Origin of the sequence: Acinetobacter terrestris, assembly GCF_004331155.1 — a bacterium.
In the GTDB taxonomy this organism is placed as follows: domain Bacteria; phylum Pseudomonadota; class Gammaproteobacteria; order Pseudomonadales; family Moraxellaceae; genus Acinetobacter; species Acinetobacter terrestris.
Genome location: NZ_SJNZ01000013.1, coordinates 78,067 through 105,022, shown reverse-complemented (window position 1 = coordinate 105,022; position 26,956 = coordinate 78,067). Strand labels below are relative to the sequence as shown.

General features: G+C 40.8%; 25 protein-coding genes. 12 read left to right on the top strand and 13 right to left on the bottom strand.

Annotated elements, in window-relative coordinates; genetic code table 11:
* A partial coding sequence (locus tag E0H81_RS09155; RefSeq protein WP_155519703.1) for an IS3 family transposase occupies positions 1-204 on the top strand: 204 nt, incomplete at its 5' end.
* A gap of 231 nt (positions 205-435) precedes the next feature.
* Here E0H81_RS09155 and E0H81_RS09150 read toward each other — a convergent pair.
* Genes E0H81_RS09150 through E0H81_RS09140 form a run of 3 tightly spaced genes read right to left on the bottom strand, consistent with a single transcriptional unit; the run spans position 436 to position 2,597 of the window.
* On the bottom strand, positions 436-1,605 hold the full coding sequence (locus E0H81_RS09150; protein ID WP_131318354.1) for a ribosomal protein uL16 3-hydroxylase: 1,170 nt from the start codon (positions 1,603-1,605) through the stop codon (positions 436-438).
* Between the two features lie 15 nt (positions 1,606-1,620).
* Positions 1,621-2,214, bottom strand: a complete 594-nt coding sequence (locus E0H81_RS09145; RefSeq protein ID WP_131318352.1) for a Maf family protein — start codon at positions 2,212-2,214, stop codon at positions 1,621-1,623.
* Positions 2,214-2,597, bottom strand: a complete 384-nt coding sequence (locus E0H81_RS09140; protein WP_131318350.1) for a DUF2237 family protein — start codon at positions 2,595-2,597, stop codon at positions 2,214-2,216. The genes E0H81_RS09145 and E0H81_RS09140 overlap by 1 nt, the downstream gene beginning before the upstream one ends.
* A gap of 140 nt (positions 2,598-2,737) precedes the next feature.
* Here E0H81_RS09140 and E0H81_RS09135 point away from each other — a divergent pair, with 140 nt between their 5' ends.
* The 4 genes from E0H81_RS09135 (at position 2,738) to E0H81_RS09120 (ending at position 6,483) form a co-directional block, all read left to right on the top strand.
* Positions 2,738-3,925: a phosphoglycerate kinase gene (locus E0H81_RS09135; RefSeq protein WP_131318348.1), complete on the top strand. Its 1,188-nt coding sequence runs from the start codon at positions 2,738-2,740 to the stop codon at positions 3,923-3,925.
* A gap of 165 nt (positions 3,926-4,090) precedes the next feature.
* Positions 4,091-4,363 (top strand): hypothetical protein, encoded by a 273-nt coding sequence (locus E0H81_RS09130; protein ID WP_131318346.1) that lies wholly within the window; start codon positions 4,091-4,093, stop codon positions 4,361-4,363.
* Positions 4,364-4,485: 122 nt separating this feature from the next.
* A complete protein-coding gene (fba, locus tag E0H81_RS09125) occupies positions 4,486-5,523 on the top strand; it encodes a class II fructose-bisphosphate aldolase (RefSeq protein ID WP_131266467.1) in 1,038 nt (345 codons plus the stop codon).
* 96 nt (positions 5,524-5,619) lie between these two features.
* Positions 5,620-6,483 carry an EamA family transporter gene (locus E0H81_RS09120; RefSeq protein WP_131318343.1) on the top strand — a complete coding sequence of 288 codons (864 nt, stop codon included), beginning with the start codon at positions 5,620-5,622 and terminating at the stop codon, positions 6,481-6,483.
* Positions 6,484-6,793: 310 nt separating this feature from the next.
* Here the strand turns inward: E0H81_RS09120 and nfsB are convergent, their stop codons facing one another.
* A complete protein-coding gene (gene nfsB / locus E0H81_RS09110; RefSeq protein WP_131318341.1) occupies positions 6,794-7,447 on the bottom strand; it encodes an oxygen-insensitive NAD(P)H nitroreductase in 654 nt (217 codons plus the stop codon).
* 345 nt (positions 7,448-7,792) lie between these two features.
* Here nfsB and hpaI point away from each other — a divergent pair, with 345 nt between their 5' ends.
* On the top strand, positions 7,793-8,584 hold the full coding sequence (gene hpaI / locus E0H81_RS09105) for a 4-hydroxy-2-oxoheptanedioate aldolase (protein ID WP_131318339.1): 792 nt from the start codon (positions 7,793-7,795) through the stop codon (positions 8,582-8,584).
* Between the two features lie 76 nt (positions 8,585-8,660).
* On the opposite strand, the gene E0H81_RS09100 is transcribed toward hpaI, so the two are convergent.
* The 3 genes from E0H81_RS09100 to E0H81_RS09090 form a co-directional block, all read right to left on the bottom strand.
* Positions 8,661-9,080, bottom strand: a complete 420-nt coding sequence (locus tag E0H81_RS09100; RefSeq protein ID WP_131318337.1) for a hypothetical protein — start codon at positions 9,078-9,080, stop codon at positions 8,661-8,663.
* A 178-nt stretch (positions 9,081-9,258) separates the two neighbouring features.
* Entirely contained in the window at positions 9,259-9,978 is a 720-nt protein-coding gene (locus E0H81_RS09095; protein WP_131318335.1) for a UDP-2,3-diacylglucosamine diphosphatase, read from the bottom strand.
* Positions 9,979-10,106: 128 nt separating this feature from the next.
* A complete protein-coding gene (locus E0H81_RS09090; RefSeq protein WP_131318333.1) occupies positions 10,107-10,616 on the bottom strand; it encodes a peptidylprolyl isomerase in 510 nt (169 codons plus the stop codon).
* 166 nt (positions 10,617-10,782) lie between these two features.
* Here E0H81_RS09090 and E0H81_RS09085 point away from each other — a divergent pair, with 166 nt between their 5' ends.
* A complete protein-coding gene (locus tag E0H81_RS09085) occupies positions 10,783-12,510 on the top strand; it encodes a glutamine--tRNA ligase/YqeY domain fusion protein (RefSeq protein ID WP_131318331.1) in 1,728 nt (575 codons plus the stop codon).
* A 282-nt stretch (positions 12,511-12,792) separates the two neighbouring features.
* Positions 12,793-13,239: an SRPBCC domain-containing protein gene (locus tag E0H81_RS09080; RefSeq protein WP_131318330.1), complete on the top strand. Its 447-nt coding sequence runs from the start codon at positions 12,793-12,795 to the stop codon at positions 13,237-13,239.
* A 182-nt stretch (positions 13,240-13,421) separates the two neighbouring features.
* Here the strand turns inward: E0H81_RS09080 and E0H81_RS09075 are convergent, their stop codons facing one another.
* Positions 13,422-13,958, bottom strand: coding sequence for a lecithin retinol acyltransferase family protein (locus E0H81_RS09075; RefSeq protein WP_131318328.1), 537 nt, complete (start codon positions 13,956-13,958; stop codon positions 13,422-13,424).
* Between the two features lie 165 nt (positions 13,959-14,123).
* Between E0H81_RS09075 and E0H81_RS09070 the strand changes: the two genes are divergently transcribed.
* Positions 14,124-14,882: a phosphodiester glycosidase family protein gene (locus tag E0H81_RS09070; protein WP_131318326.1), complete on the top strand. Its 759-nt coding sequence runs from the start codon at positions 14,124-14,126 to the stop codon at positions 14,880-14,882.
* A gap of 178 nt (positions 14,883-15,060) precedes the next feature.
* Here E0H81_RS09070 and E0H81_RS09065 read toward each other — a convergent pair whose 3' ends face one another.
* The 4 genes from E0H81_RS09065 to putA all read right to left on the bottom strand — a co-directional run bounded on the left by E0H81_RS09065 (position 15,061) and on the right by putA (position 22,159).
* Positions 15,061-16,305 carry an outer membrane protein transport protein gene (locus tag E0H81_RS09065; protein WP_131318324.1) on the bottom strand — a complete coding sequence of 415 codons (1,245 nt, stop codon included), beginning with the start codon at positions 16,303-16,305 and terminating at the stop codon, positions 15,061-15,063.
* Between the two features lie 224 nt (positions 16,306-16,529).
* A complete protein-coding gene (locus E0H81_RS09060) occupies positions 16,530-16,757 on the bottom strand; it encodes a hypothetical protein (protein WP_131214408.1) in 228 nt (75 codons plus the stop codon).
* 251 nt (positions 16,758-17,008) lie between these two features.
* Complete coding sequence (gene trmA, locus E0H81_RS09055) at positions 17,009-18,091, bottom strand: tRNA (uridine(54)-C5)-methyltransferase TrmA (protein WP_131318322.1); 1,083 nt, start codon at positions 18,089-18,091, stop codon at positions 17,009-17,011.
* A gap of 297 nt (positions 18,092-18,388) precedes the next feature.
* Entirely contained in the window at positions 18,389-22,159 is a 3,771-nt protein-coding gene (gene putA / locus E0H81_RS09050; RefSeq protein ID WP_131318320.1) for a trifunctional transcriptional regulator/proline dehydrogenase/L-glutamate gamma-semialdehyde dehydrogenase, read from the bottom strand.
* Positions 22,160-22,278: 119 nt separating this feature from the next.
* Between putA and E0H81_RS09045 the strand changes: the two genes are divergently transcribed.
* Complete coding sequence (locus E0H81_RS09045) at positions 22,279-22,770, top strand: Lrp/AsnC ligand binding domain-containing protein (RefSeq protein WP_131266452.1); 492 nt, start codon at positions 22,279-22,281, stop codon at positions 22,768-22,770.
* A 67-nt stretch (positions 22,771-22,837) separates the two neighbouring features.
* Here the strand turns inward: E0H81_RS09045 and putP are convergent, their stop codons facing one another.
* Positions 22,838-24,373, bottom strand: coding sequence for a sodium/proline symporter PutP (gene putP, locus E0H81_RS09040; RefSeq protein WP_131318318.1), 1,536 nt, complete (start codon positions 24,371-24,373; stop codon positions 22,838-22,840).
* A 477-nt stretch (positions 24,374-24,850) separates the two neighbouring features.
* Here putP and aspA point away from each other — a divergent pair, with 477 nt between their 5' ends.
* Positions 24,851-26,293: an aspartate ammonia-lyase gene (aspA, locus tag E0H81_RS09035; RefSeq protein ID WP_131318364.1), complete on the top strand. Its 1,443-nt coding sequence runs from the start codon at positions 24,851-24,853 to the stop codon at positions 26,291-26,293.
* Positions 26,294-26,441: 148 nt separating this feature from the next.
* On the top strand, positions 26,442-26,813 hold the full coding sequence (locus E0H81_RS09030) for a hypothetical protein (RefSeq protein ID WP_131318316.1): 372 nt from the start codon (positions 26,442-26,444) through the stop codon (positions 26,811-26,813).
* Positions 26,814-26,956 lie beyond the last annotated feature (143 nt).

Below are 26,956 nucleotides of genomic sequence, written 5' to 3'. Positions count from 1 at the left end.
TACGATAATGCACCGATTGAAAGTTTCTGGGGCATACTCAAGAATGAATTAGTGCATCATTGCAACTATAAAACCAGAGATGAAGCTAAAGCAGATATTACAAAATACATTGTGTTATTTTATAATCAGCGAAGAATTCAAAAGAGTTTGGATTTTAAAACGCCAAATCAAATAGCAGAGAACTTTTATCGGTTAGCTGCCTAGCATATCCCAAGTGAAAGTCTCCTGCTAATTCAGCACATATCAAACTTCATATTATCGAATGGGTAAAAAATTAAAATTTGTCAGTTATTTTGCTTTTGATTTTTCTAAAATTTAAATAAAAGTAGGGAACATTAGAAATTATCATTCATTATTAAATCTGGAATTTTATATGCATGTATCAAGTTGATATTAAAAAAAGGGGAAATCATTATTTCCCCTTTTTTGTTTTATTTATTCTTCATCTGCAGCAGGTAATAACATCAGAATTGATTCATTTAGCAAGTTCACGATGTCTTCCAGCATATCTGGATCATAAAGATTTTCATCCAGTAATACCGGATTGCCATCAGCCAGCTGTTTTAAAATCGGTGCAAATGCATCTGAAATACAGATCCCTTCGCCATTGGCCCAGAACAGCAACTCATCTTCATCTTCGGTATAAAGCAGGCGTGATGCTGGCTCAAGAATGAGTGAATAACCCTGATCCAAGGCTTCTTCTAAATCACCTGTACCCAGTGCTTCAGCCTCTGGAATATTTTCCGGATATTTCGGTTCTGACATCAGGCTCATGAGGGCATCTTCAAGCACGGTTGGATTTTGCAGTTGTGCTAGAAGTTCTGCTTTTAAATACTCAAGTTCAGCTTGACTGATTTGACCAATCGGGCTGATTTTGTCGCGAATAATGTCAGTCAGTGGGTTTTTAAGCAATTGATCCGCAGCGAATTTATCACTTACGCGATCCATCATTTCAGCCACATTTGGCATACGGAAACCAAACGAGTACGTCAGACAGTCATCTTCCGCTACGCCGTAATGAGACAAGCCTGGTGGGACATAAAGCAAGTCGCCCGGTGCTAAAACTTCATCAAAATGAACGTCCATCTCTGGCAGTAATTTTAAGGGTTGACCTGCAACAAATTCGCTTTCGGCATCGCACATTTGGCCTAACTGCCAACGGCGCTGCCCATGACCCTGAACCAAGAATACATCGTAAAAATCGAAATGCTTGCCGACTGAACCGCCTTTTGGCGCATATGACACCATAATGTCATCACGACGCCACTGCGGAATAAACGGAAATTTTTTCCACAGTTCTGCCAGATCAAAAGAGTAGTGATCCACAGCTTGTACAAGCAGTGTCCAAAGTTTTGGCATCTTCTGGAAATCAGCTTTGATTAAAGGCGATGATTTCACCGACCACTGGTTTGGATCTTTATCTTTTTGTTTGATGAGGCGGGCACTGACATTTTCATCCAGCGCAAGTTCCATCACGTCGCTAGGTTCTAACAGATTCGCAATTTCAGGCAGCGCATTACGGACCAGTAATGGTTTTTTTTGCCAATATTCAGCAAGGAATTGTTCAGCGGTAATTCCGCCCAAGACATCTAAAGGTTGAGACATAAATACAGCCTAAAATTAAGGAACTAAAATATTCAATTGACGCAGGATATGGCAAAGCTGAATCATCGGCATGCCCATGAGCGTAGTTTGGTCTTGTCCAATCATTTGATCAAACAGGCTAATCCCCAGGCTTTCGCATTTAAAACTGCCGGCACACATCAAAGGTTGTTCAACTTCAATATAACGCTCAATTTCAGCAAGACTGAGTTTACGGAATTTGACCTTATAGTGTTCAACCAGCGTGCGTTCAAAGCCGGTTGACTGCTGTTGCACACTTAATGCGGTACTGAAATAGACAATTTTATCGGAATTGGCCTGTAACTGTTTTATGGCTTTTTCAACAGTCAGCGGTTTGCCAATAAAAATGTCCGGTGCACCTTCACGCCAAGCCACCTGGTCTGATCCAATCACAATCGCGTCTGGATACTGTTCCGAAATGGCTTTGGCTTTTTCAAAGGCCAGCCTTTTGGCTAAATCATCGGCATGGTTTTCACCACGGGGAGATTCATCAATATCAGGCACGATGCTTTGATAATCGATGCGAAGGCGGTTCATTAAGTCTTTGCGGGTTTGGCTGCTTGAAGCCAAAATAATTTGGGGAGTACTCATTACACTGCATATTCCATAAGCACATCAAGCGGAACGTAGGAGAGCACAGCTTGATGGCAAGCTTGAATTTTAATGGGAGGGGCGATACCGGCCTGGTAAGCTTCAACCCAACGGGTCACACAAATACACCAAAAATCACCCGGCTCTAAACCCGGGAAATCGACTTCTGGTAATGGTGTGATCAAGTCATTACCTACTTTTTGCGAAAAATTAAGAAACTCAGCGGTCATTTGTACACACATTGTATGCTGACCTAGATCTGTTGTAGCAGTATGACAAAAGCCGTTACGAAAATATCCGGTAATAGGAGCATAGCAACAGCTAGCCATAGGTTCGCCTAAAACGTTTAAACGATTGATATTTGGATCTGGGTGAATAGACATAAGCTCTAAATCATGGAGTGGCTTTTGACTATGATAATCAAAACTTTGCCTTTCGACAGCTTTTATGCAAAAGAAGCTAACCTTTTTCTACATAATCATTTAAAATCGGGCGGTTTTTATATCTATAAAGAGAGCTATACATGAATTTTCAGCGTATGACTGACCTCGATTTAACAGGTAAACGTGTTCTTATTCGTGAAGATTTAAACGTACCTGTAAAAAATGGTGAAATTACAAGTGATGCACGTTTACGCGCCGCGCTTCCTACAATTAAAGCAGCGGTAGAAAAAGGCGCTGCGGTAATGGTTTGTTCTCACCTAGGTCGTCCCGTTGAAGGTGAACCTAAACCAGAACAGTCTTTAGCTCCTGTTGCTGCTTACTTGACTCAAGCTTTGGGTCAAGACGTTAAATTGTTTACTGACTACTTAGATGGTGTTGAAGTTGCCCCAGGTCAGGTTGTATTGCTTGAAAACGTGCGTTTTAACCCGGGTGAAAAGAAAAACAATCCTGAACTTGCACAAAAATATGCAGCACTTTGCGATGTATTCGTGATGGATGCATTTGGTACTGCGCACCGTGCAGAAGCATCAACTGAAGGCGTAGCGCGTTTTGCCGCTGTTGCAGCAGCAGGGCCGTTACTTGCAGCTGAACTGGATGCTTTAGGTCGTGCACTTAAAACCCCTGAAAAACCAATGGTTGCGATTGTTGCCGGTTCTAAAGTTTCAACTAAACTGGATGTGTTAACTTCACTTTCAGATATTTGCGATCAAATCATCGTAGGTGGTGGTATTGCCAATACATTCCTGGCTGCTGCTGGCTACAATGTGGGTAAATCATTGTGTGAAAATGATTTGATCGACACAGCCAAAGCCATTGCTGCAAAAGTATCAGTTCCACTTCCAACAGATGTTGTGGTTGCAGATGCAGCTGAAATCGATTTTGCTGATTTCTTGGGTTCGTTGGCCAAAGCAAAAGCTGTAGTTAAAAACGTTGCTGATGTAACCGACAACGACATGATTTTAGATGTGGGTCCAGAAACGGCTAAAGCATTTGCTGAAATTATCAAAACTTCAAAAACAATCCTTTGGAATGGTCCAGTGGGTGTATTTGAAGTCGATCAGTTCGGTGAAGGCACTAAAGCATTATCGATTGCAGTCGCTGAATCGGCTGGTTTCTCTATCGCGGGTGGCGGTGATACTTTAGCTGCAATCGACAAATATGAAGTGGCTGACAAAATTGGTTATATCTCTACTGGTGGTGGCGCTTTCCTTGAATTTGTAGAAGGCAAAACACTTCCTGCAGTTGCTGTATTGCTTGAACGTGCTTAATCTTTAGATCGGAATCTTTAAATAAGATTACGCATACATTAAATACAACAAAAGGTTGGCTACGGTCAGCCTTTTGTCATTTTAGGGGACATATTCCAGTCATCAAAATGAAATATAACTGCAATAAGATGACCATCATTAAATCTCCTGTCACAGGACAATCTGATGAAATTGAAATTAACCCTTGCAGCACTTCTTATTGCACCTTTGGCTTTAACTGCTTGTGCCAAGAAAGATGAAGCTCCGAAAAATGACGCAGCGACAACAGCAACAGTAGAAGAAAAAATTAGCCCTGAGCAACAAGCAGCAATAGATTCAATTGACCAACCGATTCTGGATGAAAAAAATACAGATGTACCGGCAGAAATAGCGAATGCAAATGCAGATGAAGCCACAGCTGCAGCTTCCGAGTCGGCTTCTGAAGCCACTGCACCTTAAGTTTTTCGTGTTTTATTTAAAAGTCCCTGCATAAGCAGGGATTTTTTTTGAAATAGTGTTTTTTATTACTGAATTGAAATGATTCAGCATGTAGAATATGGGGCATCAACTGGGAGGACATTATGGCACTTATCTCATTGCGCCAGCTCTTGGATCACGCCGGCGAACACAATTACGGCGTACCAGCGTTTAACGTAAACAACTTAGAACAAATGCGCGCAATTATGTTAGCCGCAGACGAAACGAATTCACCTGTTATTGTTCAAGCATCTGCGGGTGCTCGTAAATATGCCGGTGCTCCGTTCTTACGTCATTTAATTTTGGCAGCAATTGAAGAGTGGCCACATATTCCAGTGGTTATGCATCAAGATCATGGTACTGACCCTGATGTATGCCAACGCTCAATCCAGTTGGGCTTTTCATCAGTAATGATGGATGGTTCATTGGGTGCAGACGGTAAAACGCCTACAAGTTACGAATACAATGTTGATGTAACGCGTCGTACAGTTCAAATGGCGCACGCTTGCGGTGTTTCAGTTGAAGGTGAAATTGGTTGTCTGGGTAGCCTTGAAACCGGTATGGCGGGTGAAGAAGATGGCGTAGGCGCTGAAGGCGTTCTTGACCATTCTCAGCTTTTAACTTCAGTTGAAGAAGCGACTCAGTTTGTAGCAGATACCAATGTCGATGCTTTGGCAATTGCAGTGGGTACTTCACACGGTGCGTACAAATTCACACGTCCACCTACAGGTGATATTTTAGCGATTGACCGCATTAAAGAAATTCATGCGGCATTGCCAAATACCCATCTTGTTATGCACGGTTCAAGCTCTGTGCCACAAGAATGGTTGGCTGTGATCAATGAATTCGGCGGCGACATCAAAGAAACTTATGGTGTACCTGTTGAGCAGCTGGTTGAAGCAATCAAACACGGTGTTCGTAAAATTAATATCGATACTGACTTGCGTTTGGCATCTACTGGTGCAATGCGTCGTATGATGGCAGAAAAACCAAGCGAATTCGATCCACGTAAATTCTTCTCTGCAACTGTCGATGCAATGAAACAAATCTGTGTAGATCGTTACACAGCATTTGGCACTGCCGGTCATGCAGATCAGATTCGTCCAATTTCTTTAGAGAAAATGGTGAATCGTTATAAATAATCGTTAAAGATTATCTATAATAAAAAGCCCACATTGTTTGTGGGCTTTTTTGTATCTCACCCTAAACCATTATAAATCAGGAAAATAAGGCAAAAGATGGAACTTATATTTGCTGCGGCATGCTGTAGTGTGGTCATTTCAATTCTTTTAAAGCTGGCTAAAGCCAAAGGTTTTGATGCATTACAGATGATTGTCTGGAACTATGCTTCTGCCAGTGTGTTGTGCTTTTTATGGTTTAAGCCAGATTTGCAGCATATTTCCATACCAAATACGCCGTGGTGGTTAATTGTTGCCTTAGGGATTTTATTGCCGAGTATTTTTTTATGCTTAGCCAAATCATTGCAATATGCCGGCATTATTAAAACCGAAATTGCCCAGCGTTTATCGGTGGTTTTATCGCTATTATCCGCATTTTTTATTTTTCAGGAACAGTTTAATAGTCTGAAAATCATCGGGATTGCTTTGGGTATTGCAGCAGTCATCAGTATTTTATTTTCACATCAAAAAGCCGAAACAGGGCAGTCCTCTTCTAAACAGGCGATGTTATATCTTGCATTGGTATGGTTTGGCTATGCCTTGATTGATGTACTGCTCAAGTACACCACCGGATTAGGCGTACAGTTCGCTGTTGCCTTAAATTTGATGTTTATCTGTGCCTTTATATTGTCATTGGCTTATATTGCAATTTCAACGAAAACCATGGGGAACAAAAACAACATACTGGCCGGACTGGGCTTGGGTGTGCTGAATTTTGCCAATATCGCACTGTATGTCAAAGCGCATATTTTATTGAAAGACACACCTGCAATTGTGTTTGCAGGTATGAATATTCTGGTGGTGCTATTTGGTGCATTAAGTGGCTTAATCATCTTTAAGGAAAAATTAAAACCCGCTACCGCTGCCGGTTTGATATTAGGTTTGGCTAGTGTGATTTGCCTAGCTTATGCGATATCTGCTTGAAAAGTGTTTTTGCAAAAGTCTTTGGATGCTTCACGATGTCTATGCTGTCGGCTGTACCGAGCAGCAAGCCAGCCTGCTTGCAGTCTGGACAGGTTGGATAAAAGGAAATCGCATTTATGGAATATTGATGCATATAAATTTTATTGCAGTGTGTGCATTCAAATTTCATTGGCATTTTAGTTGTAGCAGGAATCATGATGTGAACCACCTTTTATTTTTGCGCAAATATACCTCAATATTGTTGCAAGAATAAGACCTGAAATGACAATAAAAGGGCACATTGGCCCCTTTTATTGTAATGAATCGTTAATTAAAGCTGAGTGAAAATCTGTTCTTTGTCTAGGCGTGATTTTGGCAGTTGGGCATTGAAATCATTTTCACTACGATAACCGAGTGTCAACAATACCGAAGGCACCAAGCCTTTTTCGGTTAACTGCAATTCATCATTGATAATTTGTTCATCAAATCCACCAATGGGTGTTGCATCAATGCCTTCAATTCCAGCAGCCAAAAGAATTTGACCTAAGGCAATAAAGGTTTGATTTTCTGCCCAGCGCTGAATATCACCTTTTTCATTGCGATAATAATTGACATAACCGCTACGGCTATCTTTTTGGCCTTGTTTGGCGGTTGAGTCTTTAAAACGACCACTAATGTCATCTTGAGTGAGCAAGTTATCTAAATGCTGTTCGCTGATATCCGCTTTGGTACAGAACAAAATAGTATGGGAAGAATCTAGCACTTTAGGCGCGTTATAGGCATATTTCCCAACCAAGGCTTTGGCAATCCGTTCTTTGGCTGCCTGATTGTCAGCAATAAAAAAATGCCAAGGTTGAATATTGATGGAAGAGGGAGTCAAACGTAAGATTTCTAATAAACGTGCCACCTGTTCCTTGGGGATTTTTCGAATAGGATCATAGGCTTTAGTGGTATAACGGGTTTTCGAGACGTTTAAAAGATCCATGAATGATTACTCCACTTATAAATTATGTTTGTCATTTTAGCTGAAGCGCTATCCAAATAGTTTATAACACATCGATCTCGCTTTAGACTTTGGCATGATAAAAAGTATTGATCGTGAATACCATTTTTCACTCAATTTATTACACTTTATATAAAGCAGCATTTGTATCCTGTTTAGCCTGCATTTCAAATGTCATCAATAATTTTATAAAATGAAGAGTGGGTATCTTGCAATAAATTAAGAGTTTTAGCAGATCAAGAAATACCTTTTCGATATTGGTACTTTTAGAAAAATGGCGTTTAATCAATATTAATTAAAATGTATGACCATTCCGAGAGCAGGCGTATGGACTTTAGCAATCACTTCAAAAGAAAACTAAAAACCCAACAGCAAATTGGGCTATGGGTCGGTTTGGCAGATGCCTACGCTACAGAAATTGCAGCTAATGCCGGATACGACTGGCTACTCATTGACGGTGAACATGCGCCCAGTGATTTGAGAACCACGCTTTCGCAACTGCAAAGTATCGCTGCATATCCCTCGCAAGCCGTGGTGCGTCCACCCATTGGCAGTGTGCAGCTGATTAAACAATTGCTAGATATTGGCGCACAAACTTTATTGATTCCGATGGTGGAAACAGTAGAACAAGCAGAACTCATGGTCAAAGCCGTGCGTTATCCACCTGAGGGCATCCGTGGCGTAGGTGCGGCTCTGGCACGTGCAACCCGTTGGAACAGTATTCCGGATTATTACCAAACAGCCCATGAAAATATCAGTCTTTTGATTCAGATTGAATCGGTCACAGGCCTAGAAAACCTGGATGATATTTTAAAAGTTGATGGCATAGATGGGGTGTTTATTGGTGCTGTGGATTTGTCCGCAACCATGGGCCATCAAGGTAATCCAAACCATCCAGAGGTTCAAAAAGCTGTGGTGGATGCGATTCAACGTATTCGTGCAGCGGGTAAGGCAGCCGGGATTTTATCAACACAGCATGAAGCCACGCAGCAATATTTAGACCTTGGTACAGAGTTTGTGGCAGTGGGTGTCGATACCAGTGTCTTGATGAATTCGCTTCGTGAACTTTTGGCCAAATATAAAGGGGGTGAAGTGATGAAATCTGAGGGCGGGTATTAATCTTAAACAGTGTTGTGGATTAATTGCTTCAACTGAAAAAAGCCCCTTACTTTTTTATCGAGCAGGGGCTTTTTTATTAATAAGCGTATTTTAAATCGGTATATTCGTTCAATGACATTGCAACATGCTTGTCAATGAATTCACGGATATCTTCGCTGCTCATAGGCTGACCTTGCTTGGTAATCACGTTTTCCATAGGCGCTTGACCGGCAGCAGTAATTTTATAAACGAAGTTACACACCACTTTATAATCAGAATCCGCTTTAACCATACAAGTCACGTAGCTATATGCATGTTCAAAATTCAAATCGCTATGAGAAAAGATAAACTGGTCAAATAATTTAAGTGCTTTACCATCTTCCAGTGCTTTTAATTCATCCACAATATTACTTTCAAATTGCACAGCGTAGCGCTCGGAAATAGGTTTTCCATCGACTAAAAGTGAAACTTTGTCGTCATCATGATGGGTCACTGCGATATTGCTAAAATCAGACATGCAGATCTCTAAAGTTAAATAAAATGATATATGCTGATTATGTTTGAATTGTTTTACAAATCAAGAAACGATTGGATCAGTTGATGATATTCAGTATAAATAAACAACGAATGAGAGGGGTGAGGCGCCGTAAAAGGATTTCGCTTTTATATTAACCGCAAGGCTTGAGCAATTTAAATTAATACGTCCAGGTCTTCAATTCTAAGGTTTGATCAACCTGTTTAGAATCAATTTCTAAAATCTGTGCTTCATGTTCGCGCCAGTCGCCTAACACAATTCGTAATTTACCATTTTCATTATGGATATTAGGGCGGTGGGTATGTCCATGAATCAGTACATCCACTGCTTGAAGTGATTGTTCAACGGCTTGTTGATTTACATCCATAATCTGATAAGACTTCACTTGCTTGGTTTGGGCGCTTTTTTTGCGGAAACCATTTGCCAGTTTTTGACGAAAACTTAATGGCATGCTTTTAAGAAAACCTAGAACTAGCGGATTACGAATGATTTTACGGAATTTTTGGTAGGACACATCATCGGTGCAAAGCAGGTCGCCATGTTCAAGACGGATCTGAAGCTCACCAATCTTTAAGGTATCTACATCAGGCAATATAGAACCATTAAACTGCTGTAAAAAGCGTTGACCCAGTGCAAAGTCGCGGTTGCCCACTTGAAAATAAACATGATTACCGGCTTGAGTAAATTGTTGTAGAGCGCTGACAATTTCATCTAACCATGGGGCAGAGTAGTCATCCCCAATCCAAGCGTTAAACCAGTCACCCAGAATATACAGCTGGGTATCTTTATTTTTATAGTGTTCTAATAAATCCAAAAACCCCCGAACGAGTCGAGGGTGTTCAGGTGACAAATGTAAATCAGCGATAAACAGATAGGTCACTTATTTTCCTTGTGTGTTTAATCTCTCTTGCGGAGCAATGCTCCTCACCCATCTTTGATAAAGAGAGACTTTCTCCCATTAAAAGGTGGGAATTCCTCCCTTTCTTAAAGGGAGGTTAGGAGGGATTCTTACTCAGCAATAATTTTAGCAGATTCAATTACGACGTTCTCTAAAGGAACGTCAGCGTGGTAACCACGGTTACCAGTGCGAACGCCTTTAATTGCTTCAACCACATCTAAGCCTTCAACAACTTTACCAAATACTGCATAACCCCAGCCTTGTGCTGTTTTACCAGTATGGTTAAGGAAAGAGTTGTTTTTCACGTTAATGAAGAATTGAGCAGACGCAGAATGAGGTGCTTGAGTACGTGCCATTGCAACCGTACCTTCTTCATTGCTTAAACCGTTGTCAGCTTCATTTTCAATAGAATCGCGAGTTGCTTTTTCTTTGAAGTTTTCATCCATGCCGCCGCCCTGGATCATGAAGTTTTCAATTACACGGTGAAAAATCACGCCATCATAAAAACCGTCACGTACATATTCTAAAAAGTTAGCAACAGTCTTAGGTGCTTTTTCAGAGTTTAATTCAAGAACAATACGTCCTTTATTGGTGTTTAATTCGACTTGAGGAAAACTCATTCTATAATCTCCTAATCATGGACAAAAAAAGCCATGGGTTTTTGGTTGAGAGAAGCATAAGCAAACTGTAAACTACAAGGCAAGCAAAAACGTTACTTTCTTTGTTAAAAACTGAGAAAAGCGTTTTAATTATCCTATTTTATCTTATAGAAGTGATTTATCAACTATGAAGCCGAATGATGTTGTTTCATCCCTGCCAAATAACCCGACAACTCAAAATCAATCTGTCGATGCTGCGCAGCAAGAACAACAGCCTGGCTTAGACTTTGTACGCCAAGTGATTACTGACGATCTAGCAGCAGGCCGTACACAACAAGTGGTGACACGTTTCCCGCCAGAACCGAATGGTTATTTACATATTGGTCACGTAAAAGCCATTTGTCTGAATTTTGGAATTGCCCAAGAATTTGATGGCGTATGTAACCTGCGTTTTGACGATACCAATCCAGATGCAGAAGAACAAGAATATGTAGATGGTATTGCCAACGACGTAAAATGGTTAGGTTTTAACTGGAATGGTGAACCTCGCTACGCATCAAGCTATTTTGATCAATTGCATGCCTGGGCAATTCAATTGATTCAACAGGGCGATGCTTATGTGGATTTGCAAACGCCGGAAGAAATCAAGTTAAACCGCGGTAATTTCAAAGAGCCAGGTAAAAACTCTCCTTACCGTGAAGCATCTGTTGAAGACAATCTGGCGAACTTTGAAAAGATGAATAATGGCGGTTTGGGTGAAGGGCAAGCTGTGCTTCGTGCCAAAATTGATATGACATCTCCAAACGTGCATATGCGTGATCCTATTCTGTACCGTGTACTGCATTCTGAACATCACCAAACTGGTGATAAATGGAAAATGTACCCAATGTACGATTATGCGCATCCATTATCCGATGCGATTGAAGGTATTACCCATTCACTTTGTACTCTGGAATTCCAGGATCACCGTCCGTTTTATGACTGGGTGGTTGATAAAGTTAAATCGCCATCTGTTCCGCATCAGTACGAATCTAGCCGTTTAAATGTCGATTACACCATTACCTCAAAACGTAAATTGCGTAAATTGGTTGAAGGCAATCATGTTAATGGCTGGGATGACCCACGTATGCCAACCGTAGTCGGTATGCGCCGTCGTGGTTTTACCCCTGAAGGTCTGCGTGATTTCTGTAAGCGTGTAGGCGTGTCTAAAGTTGATGGCAGTATTGTTGATGTTGCAATGCTTGAATACTGTATCCGTCAGTCTTTGGAAAATACCGCTGCGCGTGGTATGGCGGTGTTAAATCCACTGAAAGTGACCTTGACCAACTTGCCTGAAGATATGGATTTGCCCCATGCACGTCATCCGAACGTAGACATGGGCGATCGTATTATTCCTTTATCTAAAGAAATTTATATTGATCGTAAAGACTTTGAAGAAGTGCCGCCTAAAGGCTTTAAACGTTTAATTCCACAAGGTGAAGTACGTTTACGTCATGCTTATGTGATTAAATGTGACGAAGTGATTAAAGATGCCAATGGTGAAGTGGTTGAACTGAAATGTTCAATTGACCCTGAAACTTTAGGTAAAAATCCTGAAGGCCGCAAAGTCAAAGGTGTGGTGCATTGGGTTTCTGCAACCAAAGGTGTTCCTGCTGAAGTTCGTGTTTATGACCGTTTGTTTAATGAAGCGGCTCCTGATGCAGATGATGATTTCTTGGCACACTTAAACCCAGAATCTTTAACTGTGCTTCAGGCGATGATTGAACCTGCTTTGGCAGAAGCTCAACCTGAAGATCGTTTCCAGTTTGAACGTGAAGGTTACTTCGTGGCAGATCAACATGATCACAGCAGCGATAAACCGGTGTTTAACCGTATTTTGGACTTAAAAGACAGCTTTAAGCCTAAGCAAGGATAAGCAAAATCATTTCGTCTTGCGCCATATATGGCTCATTTGCCTGAACGCAACAGATGAAGCTGTACTTCATCTGTGCTACAGGTAAAAGGTAATCGCAATAACTGTTCTAAAAGCTCAACTTCGGTTGGGCTTTTTTATTGAATGAAGCCAGTTTTGAGCAGTCATTTTTATTGTTTGATTTTATTTATATTGATTGATTGGCTACATCTATTAGCATAAAAATAATATTCAATCAGAAAGCAATTATGCTATCACTATAAGAAAAAGCTGAAGGTAATAAAAATGAGCGTCGTTATAGAAACCCAGATGTTAATTCGAAAACCGGTTGCAGAAGTATTTAATGCCTTTATTGATCCTGAAATCACTAGCAAGTTTTGGTTTACTTCATCGACCGGGCAGTTAATTGAAAACAAAAGCGTAGACTGGTATTGGGAAAAATATGATGTCACTACACCAGTTCTAGTGGAACAGATGATTAATAATGAACTGATACAGATCATCTGGGGAGAACCCAAGACGACGCTAGACTTTATTTTTGAGAAAATAGCAGAACAAGAAACCTACCTTCGCATCCGAAATTACGATATTCCCTTGGAAGGATCGGCCTTAATTGCTTTTATTATTGATCATACCGCAGGCTTTACCACAGTTCTGGATGGTTGTAAGGCATATTTGGAGTATGGCGCGCTATTAAATTTAGTCGATGATAAATTTCCGCCTTTTGTTTAGATCATTTTTCTAAAACGTTGTGGACTCTATTTATCCAATAAAATAGCAAACATCAAAAATTAAAGTGTACCTATTTTATTTAGACATAAAATTTTGCTTAAGAACGGGTGAGCAGAAAATTTTTATACCCCATTCAAATGGGGCTTTTTATCTTTAAAATTGTAAAATGGCGCAACTCAAAATTAAGGGTTTTTCTGTTCAGGCTTTTTTAATAATAAAGAGGAGAGCAGCCGCTTTTTCGCTTTATCACGCAGTTTTTTCTTGATGTACAACACCAGTGCAAAACAGGTTGTGGTGATGGTCAGCAACATGCTGTTCATATAACTCATGATTGAGCTGACATAGCCAATCGTGGTCAGGCGGTTCATCATGTGAATCACTTGTGGACTGCTTTCAACGCCGGTAATGGCCCAAGTACATAAATGTTCACAGTTATTAATAATCAGATGATAGTTGTTTTCGTTCATTCGGGAACGCATGCGCCGTATGACTTTACGCCCAGTAAACTTGGGGTTGCTGTATTTTTGAATAATAATAGTTTTGCCGAAACTGAACTTTTCTATTGATGTGATCTCAATCGGGCGTTTTTTGAAGAGATGAGCAAAACCCGAATAATGAATCACCCGGCCACGCCCTGCATAAATGCCATGATGGGAATAGCCTAAGTGTTTAACAATAAGATGTGTTCCTAAAGGAAATCGGATTTTCTGCTGTTGCATCCCAAGTTTAATCAATAAAGTTACACATGTATTTTGTTGATGTAGTTTACTGCTTCTTTATGAAAGAATCGACTATTTCACTAAGCTTAATGACTATTTTATAAAAACTACATCATTGTATAAAATTTTCAACCTATCCTTAAGTCGTTGGGGGGAAAGATAAAAATGAAGAATCAATTTTTATTAAAATCTGCGCTAATTTTTGCTTTAAATCTGGTTTCAGTCAGCTATGCAGAAGTTTACTCGGAGCATTGGAAAAAAGGTGCTTTTGATGTTGATGTGGTCAAGATTGAACAGCCTCAAAACTTACGTTTATTTTTAAATGATACGAAAACCAATCAACCGCTGCATAAATTTGATGCTATCCAGAAGCAATTAAAGTCTTGTGAAAAGTTATTATTTGCCATGAATGCCGGAATGTATCATTCAGATTATTCTGCAGTCGGTTTATATGTAGAAGCATCCCGACAAAAGCAGAAATTAAATACCATCAAACAGGGCTTTGGCAATTTTCATATTCAGCCGAATGGTGTGCTGGCCTGGAATCAAGATAAAAGCCTGATTAGCACCACAGATGACTACGCTAAGATAAAGTTTAATCCGGATTATGCGACGCAATCTGGGCCAATGCTGGTGATTAATGGAAAGATTAATCCAAACTTTTTGCAACATTCAGACTCATTTAAAATTCGTAATGGCGTGGGGATTAAAGATCAAACTCTCTATTTTGTAATAAGCAATACCGCAGTGAGTTTTTATCAATTTGCACAATTTTTCCAACAAGAATTACAAGTATCGAATGCGCTGTATTTGGATGGCTCCATTTCAAGCGCATATATTCCGCAATTAAAACGCGCAGATTCATTTTTTAAGCTTGGTCCAATGGTAGCGTATATAGATGAGCAAAACTGTCAAAAAGACTAATCTTCCAAGTCTTAAAACGATCTGTTCAAGTACGCTATTATTTTAAATATTTTTATCCTGATTTATTTAATTTATTCATTTGGAATAATTTTAAGCATGATTTATATTGGGTAAATTTTGACTTAGAGCGAGAAGTGGAGAAGTTTTTAATTTTTAACCAAATGAGATCATTGATAAGTTAAAAATGATATCCAATTTTCAAACCATAGCCTATGGCGTGATTGTCATTAAATTCACCCACTTTTGAAGCTTCTGAAATGCCTGGAAGCGGCAGATTATAAGTTCCATCCTGCGCCGTGACATCTCCCAGCCAAAAGTATTTAGCCCCGCCCGAAATAAAATAATCGGGTTCGGGACTGTACTGGATGGCTAAACCTATTCCCCAATAGCCCTTGGTTGGATTAAAGATGGATGCCGGATCACCTGTACCGGAATCCCAGCTGAGGTCAAAAGCACTAGACCATTGCTGAGTCCATTTTTTTGCCACACCGACAGACGCACTCCACTGATCTTTTTGATAGTCATCCAGATTGAATCCACCCGTATACGTTCCGCCACTCATTGTCGTTGTTGTCCGTTCTGATAAGGCACCAAATTGGGTGGGACGAATCACAAAATCTTTCCAGTTGACCCAACGGATATTGGAGTAAAGCAAAGTGCTGACTGTAACACTGGTTTGAAAATCGAGATTAACCGACTGTGGCGTGGAAATTTTAGTTTCAGTTTCATCAAGCAGAAGCAGCGGTGTGCCCAATATATTTTCAGAGACATTGATGTTGTGATCAATTTTGGAGTGATAGGTTAATGCGGCTTTTAGTGCAATATCAGGCAGCTGGTAAGCGAAACCCGCCAGCCAGCCAATGGCAGCATCTTCCTTGAAAACGGCGTTATAGCCATTCAAGTCTGCATAAATCAAGCCGCGAAGTGAAACATCACCTTTAATGTTTTGAAAGGCAGGTCCTGCATAAAGATTAAAGTTTTTGAAAGGTTGATAGCCTAAAACCAGACTGAGATTTTGGGTATCCACATTGATCTGTGTACCTTGTTTGCTGAGTGCCGGATCAGAAAAACTGCCATTGTCTTTGAGCGGATAGTGCAGGTCTGAGCCAAATGGCTGATCGTAAAGGATACCGAAAGAGAGCTCCGGTTTTAATTGTAGTTTAAGAGCTGCACTGTAGTATTGGAAATTCTGGCGAATATTGTCAGTTGAATAGTCATCACTTTCTGAACTGACCAGGTCTGGTCGTGTGCCTAAAGTTCGTCCTGAAACTTCAGGGTCGGCTGCGGAAATGGAGGCTTCAAAATAATGCCCCGTCTCGAGAAAAGGCAATAAGGATTGTCCGGATTGGTCCATTGCGGCGGCCATGCTGTGACTGGAGATCAGGCTGCATAATATTGCCAGTCTAGGATAATACGATTTCATATATTTTCCTTTTGCTCAGACTAATTTTTTATTTTTAAGGCATTCTTATTTTACTTTTTATAATTTTTCACATATGAGTAAAGCACTTTTAAATACACGGGAACAGAGATTTTTGGATAAAAAGGAAGAAGTATGTTTCTAAGTATTAAAATCGAAGCAGATATGTTTTGGGCAGGAAAATAAAAAGGCATTTAGTGAACTAAATGCCTTTGAATTAGACTCTACTATTGGAGTGGTAGATGCTGTAATTCATTTAACTCTTTACGGCTATAACCTCGTGAAGCTAGAACCTTTTTAATTCCAATGATGACATCTTCATCAGTGGCTTTCGCTAAAGCTTGAATCAGTTCTTCATTCGATTTACAAGAGCAATCATTTTCGACACACGAGATTTGATTCTTGTGTTCGTTTTGCTGTTGATTAGCAGAAAACAGCTTTTGCCAAAAACTCATAGAGCCTTCATACACAACTTAACATAGTTCGAAATATATCCAATTTCCTGAATAATACAAGCCTAGGTCAGTGATAAAAACAGCATTTGGACGTGAAATTTTCCGATGATAAGCACTAACTTTAACGATATTATGAGATTTACTATTCAGAATTAGTTATAAATGATTAATTTTAAATGAAATAAAAATGAAGCTCATTGGAGCTTCATTAAAACAAACACACTTACAAACTTAACAATGAAATAAATTGTTTAAATCTTTTCCAGTAATACACCCGATTCTACATGATGGGTATAAGGGAACTGGTCAAACATCGCAAATTTGGTCACTTTATGCGTAGTTGATAAGGTCTTCAAGTTGTCTTCTAGGGTATCAGGATTACATGAGATATAAATGATACGTTCAAAACGTTGAATCAGTTTTAAAGTTTCATCATCAATTCCTGCACGCGGTGGATCAACAAACACAGTGTTGAAGTCATAGCTTGAGATATCAATCTCTGCTTCCTGCAAACGGCGGAATTCACGTTCACCATTATAGGCTTGGGTGAAATCTTCAGCGGATAAACGTGCCACCTGAATATTGTCAATCTGGTTTTGCTCAATATTCCACTGCGCTGCATAAACAGATGATTTAGCCAGTTCAGTTGCCAGTACGCGATTGAATTTGGTGGACAGCGGCAGGGTGAAGTTACCATTACCACAGTACAATTCAAGTAAGTCTTTATCTGACTGTTCAGCCGCATTGCATGCCCATTCCAGCATTTTTTGGCAGACTTGTGCATTCGGTTGGGTAAAGCTGCTTTCGACTTGCTTGTATTTGTAAGTACGATCAAATACTTGCAGTTCTTCAACCACAAATTCATCGCTTAATACCATTTTTTGACCGCGGCTACGACCAATCAATTTGATATTCAGTTTTTCAGCCAGTTGTTTGGCCAAGCTTTCCCATTCGGCATCCAGCGGGCAACGATAAATCATTGACACCAGCATTTCACCTTTTAAAGTCGCCAGAAAATGAACTTCAAATAAGCGTTTAGACAAGACCGGATTGCTTTTCAGTTCTTGCAGCAAAATAGGCATCAGTTGATTAATGCTGGCATCTGCAATTGGAAATTCGTCAATGCGAATGACCTGTTTTTGGTTATCTTCGCTGCGTTCAAACATGGCATAGAACATATCATCGTCAGTATGCCAAATCCGGAATTCTGCGCGCATACGGAAGTTTTGTTCAGGCGACTGAAATACTTCTAGAGAAGGGGGATTAAACTCGGCAAATTGAGCAGAAATACGTGCAATCTTGGCATCAAGTTGTAACTGATAAGCTGAAGTCATATGCAGTAAAAATCACAAACACATTGAAAACAGGGATGGTAACAAAGTTTGAATCAGATGACTAAACTTATTGCCCATTCAGCGGCAGAAATATCGTTTCAATTGAAATTTTGGCTAGATAGGGAGATCCCTTATTTATGGCTGTTTTTAGATTGCATCATAAATAGATATGCTGAGTTGAATGAGGGCTAAATATAAAAAGAAACCAAGCCAACCTGACTAGGGAGTGGTTGACTTGGTAAAGAGGAAAAACATCCAGTTATAGGATTAAGCGCTGTAGTGCTCTAGTTAAATTTTTTAGCTTAATGTCATCAGGCTGGCATTCCCTCCTGCAGCTGCGGTGTTAATACTAATTGCGCGTTCAATCACCAGGCGCTCTAAAGGAATCTCGTGTTCAAGCGGTTTTAAATGCGTGATGCCAATAATTGCACCTTGGCGCGAGGCAATCAGAGTTTGCAACTTTTGCAGTTGAGCTTTGCTTCCATGATGGAGAACTGCATCAAAATCATCTGTTTCAATGCTTTGGATAATCGCGAAACTGTCTGCAATTTCTTTCGGCATCTTAGGCAGATACTTGAGTACAAAGGTATTTTCAGCCAGTACGGTAGGTTGACTGCCGACCGCAAAAATTGCAGCCAATTGCTGAATCTGATCCTGTTCCTGATCGGCTAAAGTCAGCACACGTTTTCTTGGCAACACGACATATTGGTTACTTTCACCGGTCGGGCCTTGCAATTCATAATGATGACCAGAGCAAAAAGCAGGGCACGGTTTCAATTGATAGTGAGGAAAGTGCTTTTCTGCCCAACGATAAAACAGTGCATATAAGGGGTGATGTGCGGGCTGTGTTGCATTCGACTGCGTTGCAAAAGGTGTTGCCAGTTTCTTGGCAGAGCAGTGCTGCATCAAACGGTACAGATAAATCGGACCGCCTGCTTTAGGGCCGGTACCTGAAAGACCTTCACCACCAAAAGGTTGCACACCGACCACAGCACCAACAATATTACGGTTGATATATAAGTTGCCGACTTCTGCATGTGCAATCACGGTCTGAACGGTCTCATCAATACGGGTATGCAGTCCCATGGTGAGGCCATAACCTTTGCTATTGATCTGTTCAAGTAACTGTTGCAATTGACCATATTTATAACGGATCACATGCAAGACCGGACCAAACACTTCACGCTGCAAATCATTTAAATTCGGCAATTCAATCAGGGTTGGCGCAATAAAAGTCCCTTGGTTTAAGGATGGATCTTGTGCCGCATTCAACATTAGTTGATGAACGGGATGACCTTTACTGCGCATCTGATCAATATGTTTTTGAATATTGCTTTGCGCCTCAAGATCAATCACCGGACCAATATCGGTTTTTAACAGGAACGGATTACCCACCCGCAGTTGTTGCATCGCGCCTTTGAGCATATTGATGACACTATCGGCATTGTCTTCTTGGACGCAGAGTACACGTAAAGCTGAACAGCGTTGACCGGCACTATCATAAGCCGAGCTTACAACATCCAGAATGACCTGTTCGGTTAATGCGGACGAGTCCACAATCATGGCATTTTGACCGCCGGTTTCCGCAATCAGTGGAATAGGCTGGCCAGATTGACTTAGTCTTTGTGCAAGGGTCTTTTGCAGAATTTTGGCCACATCAGTTGAACCGGTAAACATGATGCCTTGAATACGGGCATCAGCACTTAACTGCGCGCCGACGGTTTCACCTTGTCCCGGAAGAAGTTGCACCACATCTTGAGGAATACCGGCTTGCCATAAAATTTGAATTGCTTGCGCGGCAATCAGTGGGGTTTGCTCAGCAGGTTTTGCAATGACAGTATTTCCGGCAACGAGGGCAGCTGAAATTTGTCCGGTGAAAATGGCCAAAGGGAAATTCCACGGACTAATACATAACACGGTGCCCAGTGGCTGAATCACTGTATTTTGATCCAGATCGATCATTTGAGCAGCATAATAACGCAGGAAGTCGATTGCTTCACGAACTTCGGCAATGGCGTTGGCATAGATTTTACCACTTTCACGGCACAGTAAAATCATCAGTTCTTGCAAGCGTGATTGCATGATATCCGCAGCGCGTTGCAAACAAGCGGCACGTGTATTTTTCGGTGTATTGCTCCATTCAGCTTGGGCATTGACGGCATTCTCTAAGGCCAGATTTACTTGTTCTACGCTTGCTTCCTCGACATAACCGACGATATCGGAATGATGTGCAGGATTTAAAATTGCGATGGGCTGCGGATAATTATCCACAAGCGAATTTTCATGATTTAGGTTTTTACCCAAAGCTTGGGCTTGCCATTGCTGCTGACTGAAATTTTGTGCAGTTTGATTGAGCAGCATTAACTCATGATCATTGGCTAAGTCTAGGCCCATAGAGTTCGGACGAATATCACCGTATAGGTCGGGGGCTAAAGGAATAGCCGGATGCTTCTGACCTATTTGAGATTCTTTTGCGGCATTTTTTAAAATTTCTGAATGTGGATTTTCAATCAAGTCATCAATCTTTAAGGTTTTATCTGCAATACGATTGACAAAAGAGGTATTGGCGCCGTTTTCCAATAAGCGTCGCACCAGATAAGCCAGTAAAGTTTCATGATTTCCGACTGGTGCATAGATACGGCACGGCACACCCAGTTTATTGTCTATTTTATGGCCTACCACCTGTTCATATAGCGGTTCGCCCATGCCATGCAGGCACTGGAACTCATATTGACCGACGTAGTATTGCTCTGGATTAGCCAAATGGTAAATGGTGGCAAGTGTTTGCGCATTATGCGTCGCGAATTGCGGATAAATCTGCTCTGGGGCAGCCAACAGTTTTTTAGCGCAGGCAATATAAGACAGGTCAGTATGCACCTTACGGGTAAACACCGGATAATCCGTCATGCCATCAATCTGGGCTTTCTTGATTTCACTATCCCAGTACGCACCTTTGACCAGACGAATCATCAAGCGTTTTTGACTGCGTTTTGCCAGATCCACCACGTAATCGACCACGTTGAAACAACGCTTTTGATAAGCCTGAATCACAAAGCCAATGCCTTTCCAGTCGGCAAGGCTAGGCTCAAAACACAGACGCTCCAACAATTCTAAAGATATTTCCAGACGTTCAGATTCTTCAGCATCAATATTTAGACCAATATTGTAGCGTTTTGACAGTTCCGCCAATTGCAGCACTTTTGGATATAACTCCTCATGCACACGATCAATCTGCGCACGTTGATAGCGCGGATGCAGGGCAGAAAGCTTGATTGAAATCCCCGGGCCTTCATAGACATCTTTGTCTTTGGATGCCTGACCAATGGCATGGATGGCATCGCTATAATCCTGATAATAACGTTCAGCATCATGTTCGGTGAGTGCCGCTTCACCCAGCATATCGTAAGAGTAACGGAAACCTTTATCTTCCAAAGGTTCTGCATGTTCGAGCGCTTCTTGAATGGTTTCGCCCGTGACAAACTGTTCGCCCATCATTCGCATTGCCACATCTACCGCTTTACGAATAATACCGCGACCACTGCGTGCCAAAAGCCCGGTCAGTACGCTGGATAAACTTTTTTGTTTTGGCGTTTCCATCAATTTGCCGGTCAGCATGAGGCCCCATGCAGCGGCATTGACAAACATCAGGCTGCTTTGCCCGACATGTTCTTTCCAGTTGCCCTGATTGATCTTGTCACGAATCAGCAGGTCACGTGTCGCACTGTCTGGAATACGAAGCAGGGCTTCTGCCAGACACATCAGTGCAATACCTTCTTGAGAAGACAATGAAAATTCTTGCAATAAACCTTGCACAATTCCAGCTTTACCGTTCGAGCTTTTACGTTCACGCAGGGTATGCGCAAGATTGAAAGCCAGATCATAAATGCGCTGATTCAGCTGTTCAGAAATTTGGCTATGTTCAAGTAAATGTTCCACACAATCAGGTTCAGCACGACGCCAGGCAGTGTTTATTTCAACTTCATAATCATTCTTTTCTTTGAATTCAGTAATATATTCAAAGTGAGGTTTTGCCGTATTGAGGCGAGTATCTGTGTCCATCATATTCATGCCAACGTCCTGTGACTGCCAATATTTTTGTTGAGTGAAATACCTTATATAATTTATGATTACAGAAAGAACGCCGAATAACTCACTATAGTTTTTATTCATTTTAGAGAATAATTCAGATGACCAGCCCGATTTTTACGTTGGACCGAACAGATATCAAAATTTTAGATATTCTGCAAAATGATGGACGAATTTCAAATATAAAATTGGCGGAAGCTGTGAATTTATCCGCGACTGCAGCGTTGGCCCGGGTACAGAAATTAGTCAAAGATGGTTTTATTTTAGGCTATGAAGCCAAGCTGAATCCTGACATGTTGAATGCCAGTTTTGTGGTGTTTGTGGAAATTTTACTGGATAAAACCACACCCAATGTCTTGGATGAATTCTCAGATGCAGTGATGCAATATCCTGAAATTGTGGAATGTCATATGATCAGTGGCGGTTTCGATTTTGTGGTGAAAATCCGCTGCGCCAGCATGGAAGAATTCCGCAAGATTTCAGGGCAGGTGCTGTGGCAACTTCCGGGCGTCAAAGAAACCCGAAGCTATCCGGTGATGGAAGTGATTAAAGAAAGCTCCAAGATTTATCTGAAAACCAAAGTGCAAAAATGACATCAATAAAAGGGGCATCAGCCCCTTATATCTCAGTCAAATTTTGGTATAACTTATTCGAAATTTATCATAAATTTTCAGGTTGAGCCGGTATTCCATTTTTTAATTCATTCATTTCTTTTTTATACAATTCATCTGCTTGCTCAAAACGCTGAATCACTTCTTGAGGTGGTTCTTTTTCGAGCAAGCTCACCACGACAATACTCATGAATGACAGAATGAAACCGGGAATAATTTCATATAGTCCGGTACTCGCCATAGTGTTCTTCCATAAAATGACCGTCACAGCACCGACAATAATCCCCATGATTGCGCCGTTTAAGGTCATGCGTTTCCAGAATAAAGACAGGATAATCAGCGGGCCAAAAGCAGCACCAAAACCTGCCCATGCATAAGCCACCAGACCTAAAACTTTACTGCTTGGATTACTTGCAAGTGCAATAGCGAGAATGGCAATGGCCACCACCATAAAGCGTCCAACCCAGACCAATTCCTTTTGCGAGGCATTTTTACGCAGGAAGGATTTATATAAATCTTCAGTCAATGTGCTTGAACAGACCAAAAGCTGACAGCTGAGGGTGCTCATCACAGCCGCTAAAATAGCTGCCAAAATGATCCCTGCAATCCATGGATTAAACAGGATTTTGGTCAGTTCCATAAAAATGGTTTCCGGGTTCTGGGATACTACTGTTGCCAGTTCCGGGTGATGCTGGAAGTAGGCAATGCCAATGAAACCCGCACCAACTGCGCCACCTAAACATAGAATCATCCAGCTCATGCCAATACGGCGTGCAGCAGGAATAGTCTTCACCGAATCTGCTGCCATAAAGCGCACCAGAATATGCGGCTGACCAAAATAGCCTAAACCCCATGCAAGGGAAGATAAAATCGCGACCGTGCTTAAACCTGAAAGCATATTGCTGGCATGCGGACGAGCAGTCTCAATCAGGGTTGCCAGATGTTGACTATGATCACCGAGTGCGAGGTAAGCCATAATCGGAGTCAGAATCAAGGCAAAAATCATCAATCCTGCCTGGAAAGTATCTGTCCAGCTAATCGCTAGAAAGCCGCCAATACACACATAACTGATGGTTGCAATTGCGCTGATCCAGAGGGCAGTGGTGTAAGACAGACCGAAAATACTTTCAAATAATCGGGCGCCTGCCACCATGCCAGAGGCACAATAAATCGAGAAAAACACCAGAATCACTAAAGCTGAAATAATCCGTAGCACACGTTTTCGGTCACCAAATCGGCTGGTAAAATAATCAGGCAGGGTTAATGCATTATTTTGAACTTCTGTATGCATACGCAGTCGTCCTGCGACCAATAGCCAATTCAGCCATGCACCCACAATCAGTCCAATGGCAATCCACGCTTCTGATAAGCCTGACAGATAAATTGCGCCGGGCAGACCCATCAACAACCAGCCACTCATATCCGATGCACCTGCCGAAAGTGCGGTGACCACACTGCCCAAGCTTCGCCCACCGAGAATATAATCTGAAAAATCGGTCGTCGCCTTATAGGCATATAGTCCAATACCAACCATGGCGAGAATATAAAAAATAAATGTGATTAATGTCGGGTTCAGTTGACTCATGTGCTCATCCTTCTGTCCTTATGGATACATCTGTCCAAGATGAATTTTTATACATATTCGGTAAGGCGCTGATTCAAACATAAAATTCAAATTACGTTCTGTTACATTTCGAAGGGATTTAATGGGAGGTTGTGTAGCGGAATGTACTTTTAGATACAATTGATAAAAAGTAAATAAAATTAATTAAATATAACTATGGTGCTTAATGTCATTTATAAAGCTATTGCAAAGATTTAGTGTGACTTAAACATCTGTCTAAATATTTTTGAGTTTTATTTTTTTGAATAGAAAAATTGAAAGCAGAAGCGGCAGAAAAAGGAATTTACAAGTACTTACACTAGCTACAAAGCTGGGGTAATTGGTTATAGAGCATTGCCAAATAAATATCTTTTTACAATATTTAAAATACAGCAAAGGTTTAATATTTTTTCCATTGCACAATTCTAATGCATAAATGTGAGTATATTTAAAGTGTCTATGGTTCAACTCGATAATACAAGAATAGAACGTGATTTGCTGGGAGCAAAGGAAGTTCCGGCAGCATGTTATTACGGTATTCATACTGTGCGGGCTTTAGAGAATTTTCAAATCTCTAATCAGAAAGTCGGAAATCAGCCTCATTTTATTCGCGCCTTGGCTCAAGTCAAAAAAGCTTCAGCACAGACCAATTTAAAATTTAGCAAAATTTCTGAACAAGTCAGCCAGGCGATTCAGCTGGCCTGTAATCAGTTAATCGAATCTCCAGAAAAATGGAGTGATGCTTTTCCTTTAGATGTTTATCAAGGCGGAGCAGGTACCTCTATTAATATGAATACCAACGAGGTGTTGGCCAATATTGCATTAGAGCATTTGGGTTTTCATAAGGGGCAATATGATCATATTCACCCGAATGATCATGTCAATAAATCCCAATCGACCAATGACGTATATCCAACCGCTTTACGTTTAGCGACTTATTATAGTCTGGACGATTTGCTGCTTCAGATTCAAAAATTGATTGATACGCTGCATATAAAGGTTGCAGAGTTTCAGTTTGTGTTAAAAATGGGACGTACCCAATTACAAGATGCTGTTCCGATGACTTTGGGACAAGAATTTCGTGCTTTTGCAACCTTATTAAAAGAAGATATTCGGCTGATTCAACGCACACGTGAACTTTTACTGGAAGTGAATTTGGGTGCCACCGCGATTGGTACGGGAATAAACACTCCACAAGGCTATGCGCATGAAGCCATTCAGTCTCTAAGCAAAATTACCGGACTGAATTTAATTGGGGCGGAAGATTATGTCGAAGCCACCAGTGATTGTGGCGTATTTATTATTTTATCCAGTACGCTGAAACGTCTGGCGGTAAAACTTTCAAAAATCTGTAATGACTTGCGCTTGTTGAGTTCAGGCCCACGTACCGGTCTGGCCGAAATTCGCTTACCTGAATTGCAAGCCGGCTCATCGATTATGCCTGCCAAAATTAATCCCGTGATTCCTGAAGTGGTGAATCAAATTGCTTATAGGGTGATCGGGAATGATTTAACCGTGACTATGGCTGCAGAAGCGGGGCAATTACAGTTAAATGTGATGGAACCGGTCATCGCGATTGCAATTAATGAATCAATTGAATTATTAACAAAAGCAATTTCGAGTCTGGATAGTAAATGTATTCAAGGCATTCAAGCCAATGAGCAGGTGTGTTATGATGCTGTGATGCGCAGTGTCGGCATTGTAACTTTGCTCGATCCGATTCTGGGTCATGCCAAATGTGATGAAATTGGCAAGCAATGTATTGCGGAAAACAAAACCATTCAACAGATTGTCTTGGAGCAGGAATTACTGACCCAAGAACAGCTAGATGAAATATTTGCCTTTAGTAATCTGGTTTCAGAAGTGACCGCACAGCATCAGCTATTGGCACAAGTGAGTTAATTCGAGCTGTACAAAAATTAATCATTATTGTGTCGAAAAGGCAGCAGTTTAAGCTGCTGCCTTTTTTATAAAAAAATAATGCTGAAGATAAAGCCGCTCAGAGTTAAAATGGTCAGGATTTTTAATATTTTTAATAAATGTAATGCTTATGTTGAATAAACTTGCCGGACTATTTACAAGTTCAAGACTGTTTAAAAGTTCCAAGCCATCTCCTGAACAACTTTTTCTTCAAGAAAATAATATCCAATTCCATCAAGAACAGGGCTATATCGTCGATGGTATTGTGCTCAATGAATGGTCAGAGCGTTTGTCGTATTTCTCGAATCGAAAATTAACCCAGTTTGATGATTTAAAAGAATTGTATTTTACTGCCATGATTATCAATGAAAAAATTGATCTGGAAATTGCCAGTCAACGCTTTGTGGCGCGTTTAGGCAATACTGAAGAAAATTTGTTGCAGTTAAAGCAAATCATTCAAAAGTTGAATGACTATTATCGCAACTTCTTGCGTGAAAAATAATGGGGACACAGGTCTTATAATTGGAAAACAGGCCTTGAAGACCTGACATCTAAAAGGATTTAGATGGAAAAATCGGTCGCATAGAAAAATAACTCAACCAAGAAAAAACCCATGCTAATATACTGCTCATGTCATTTAGACCA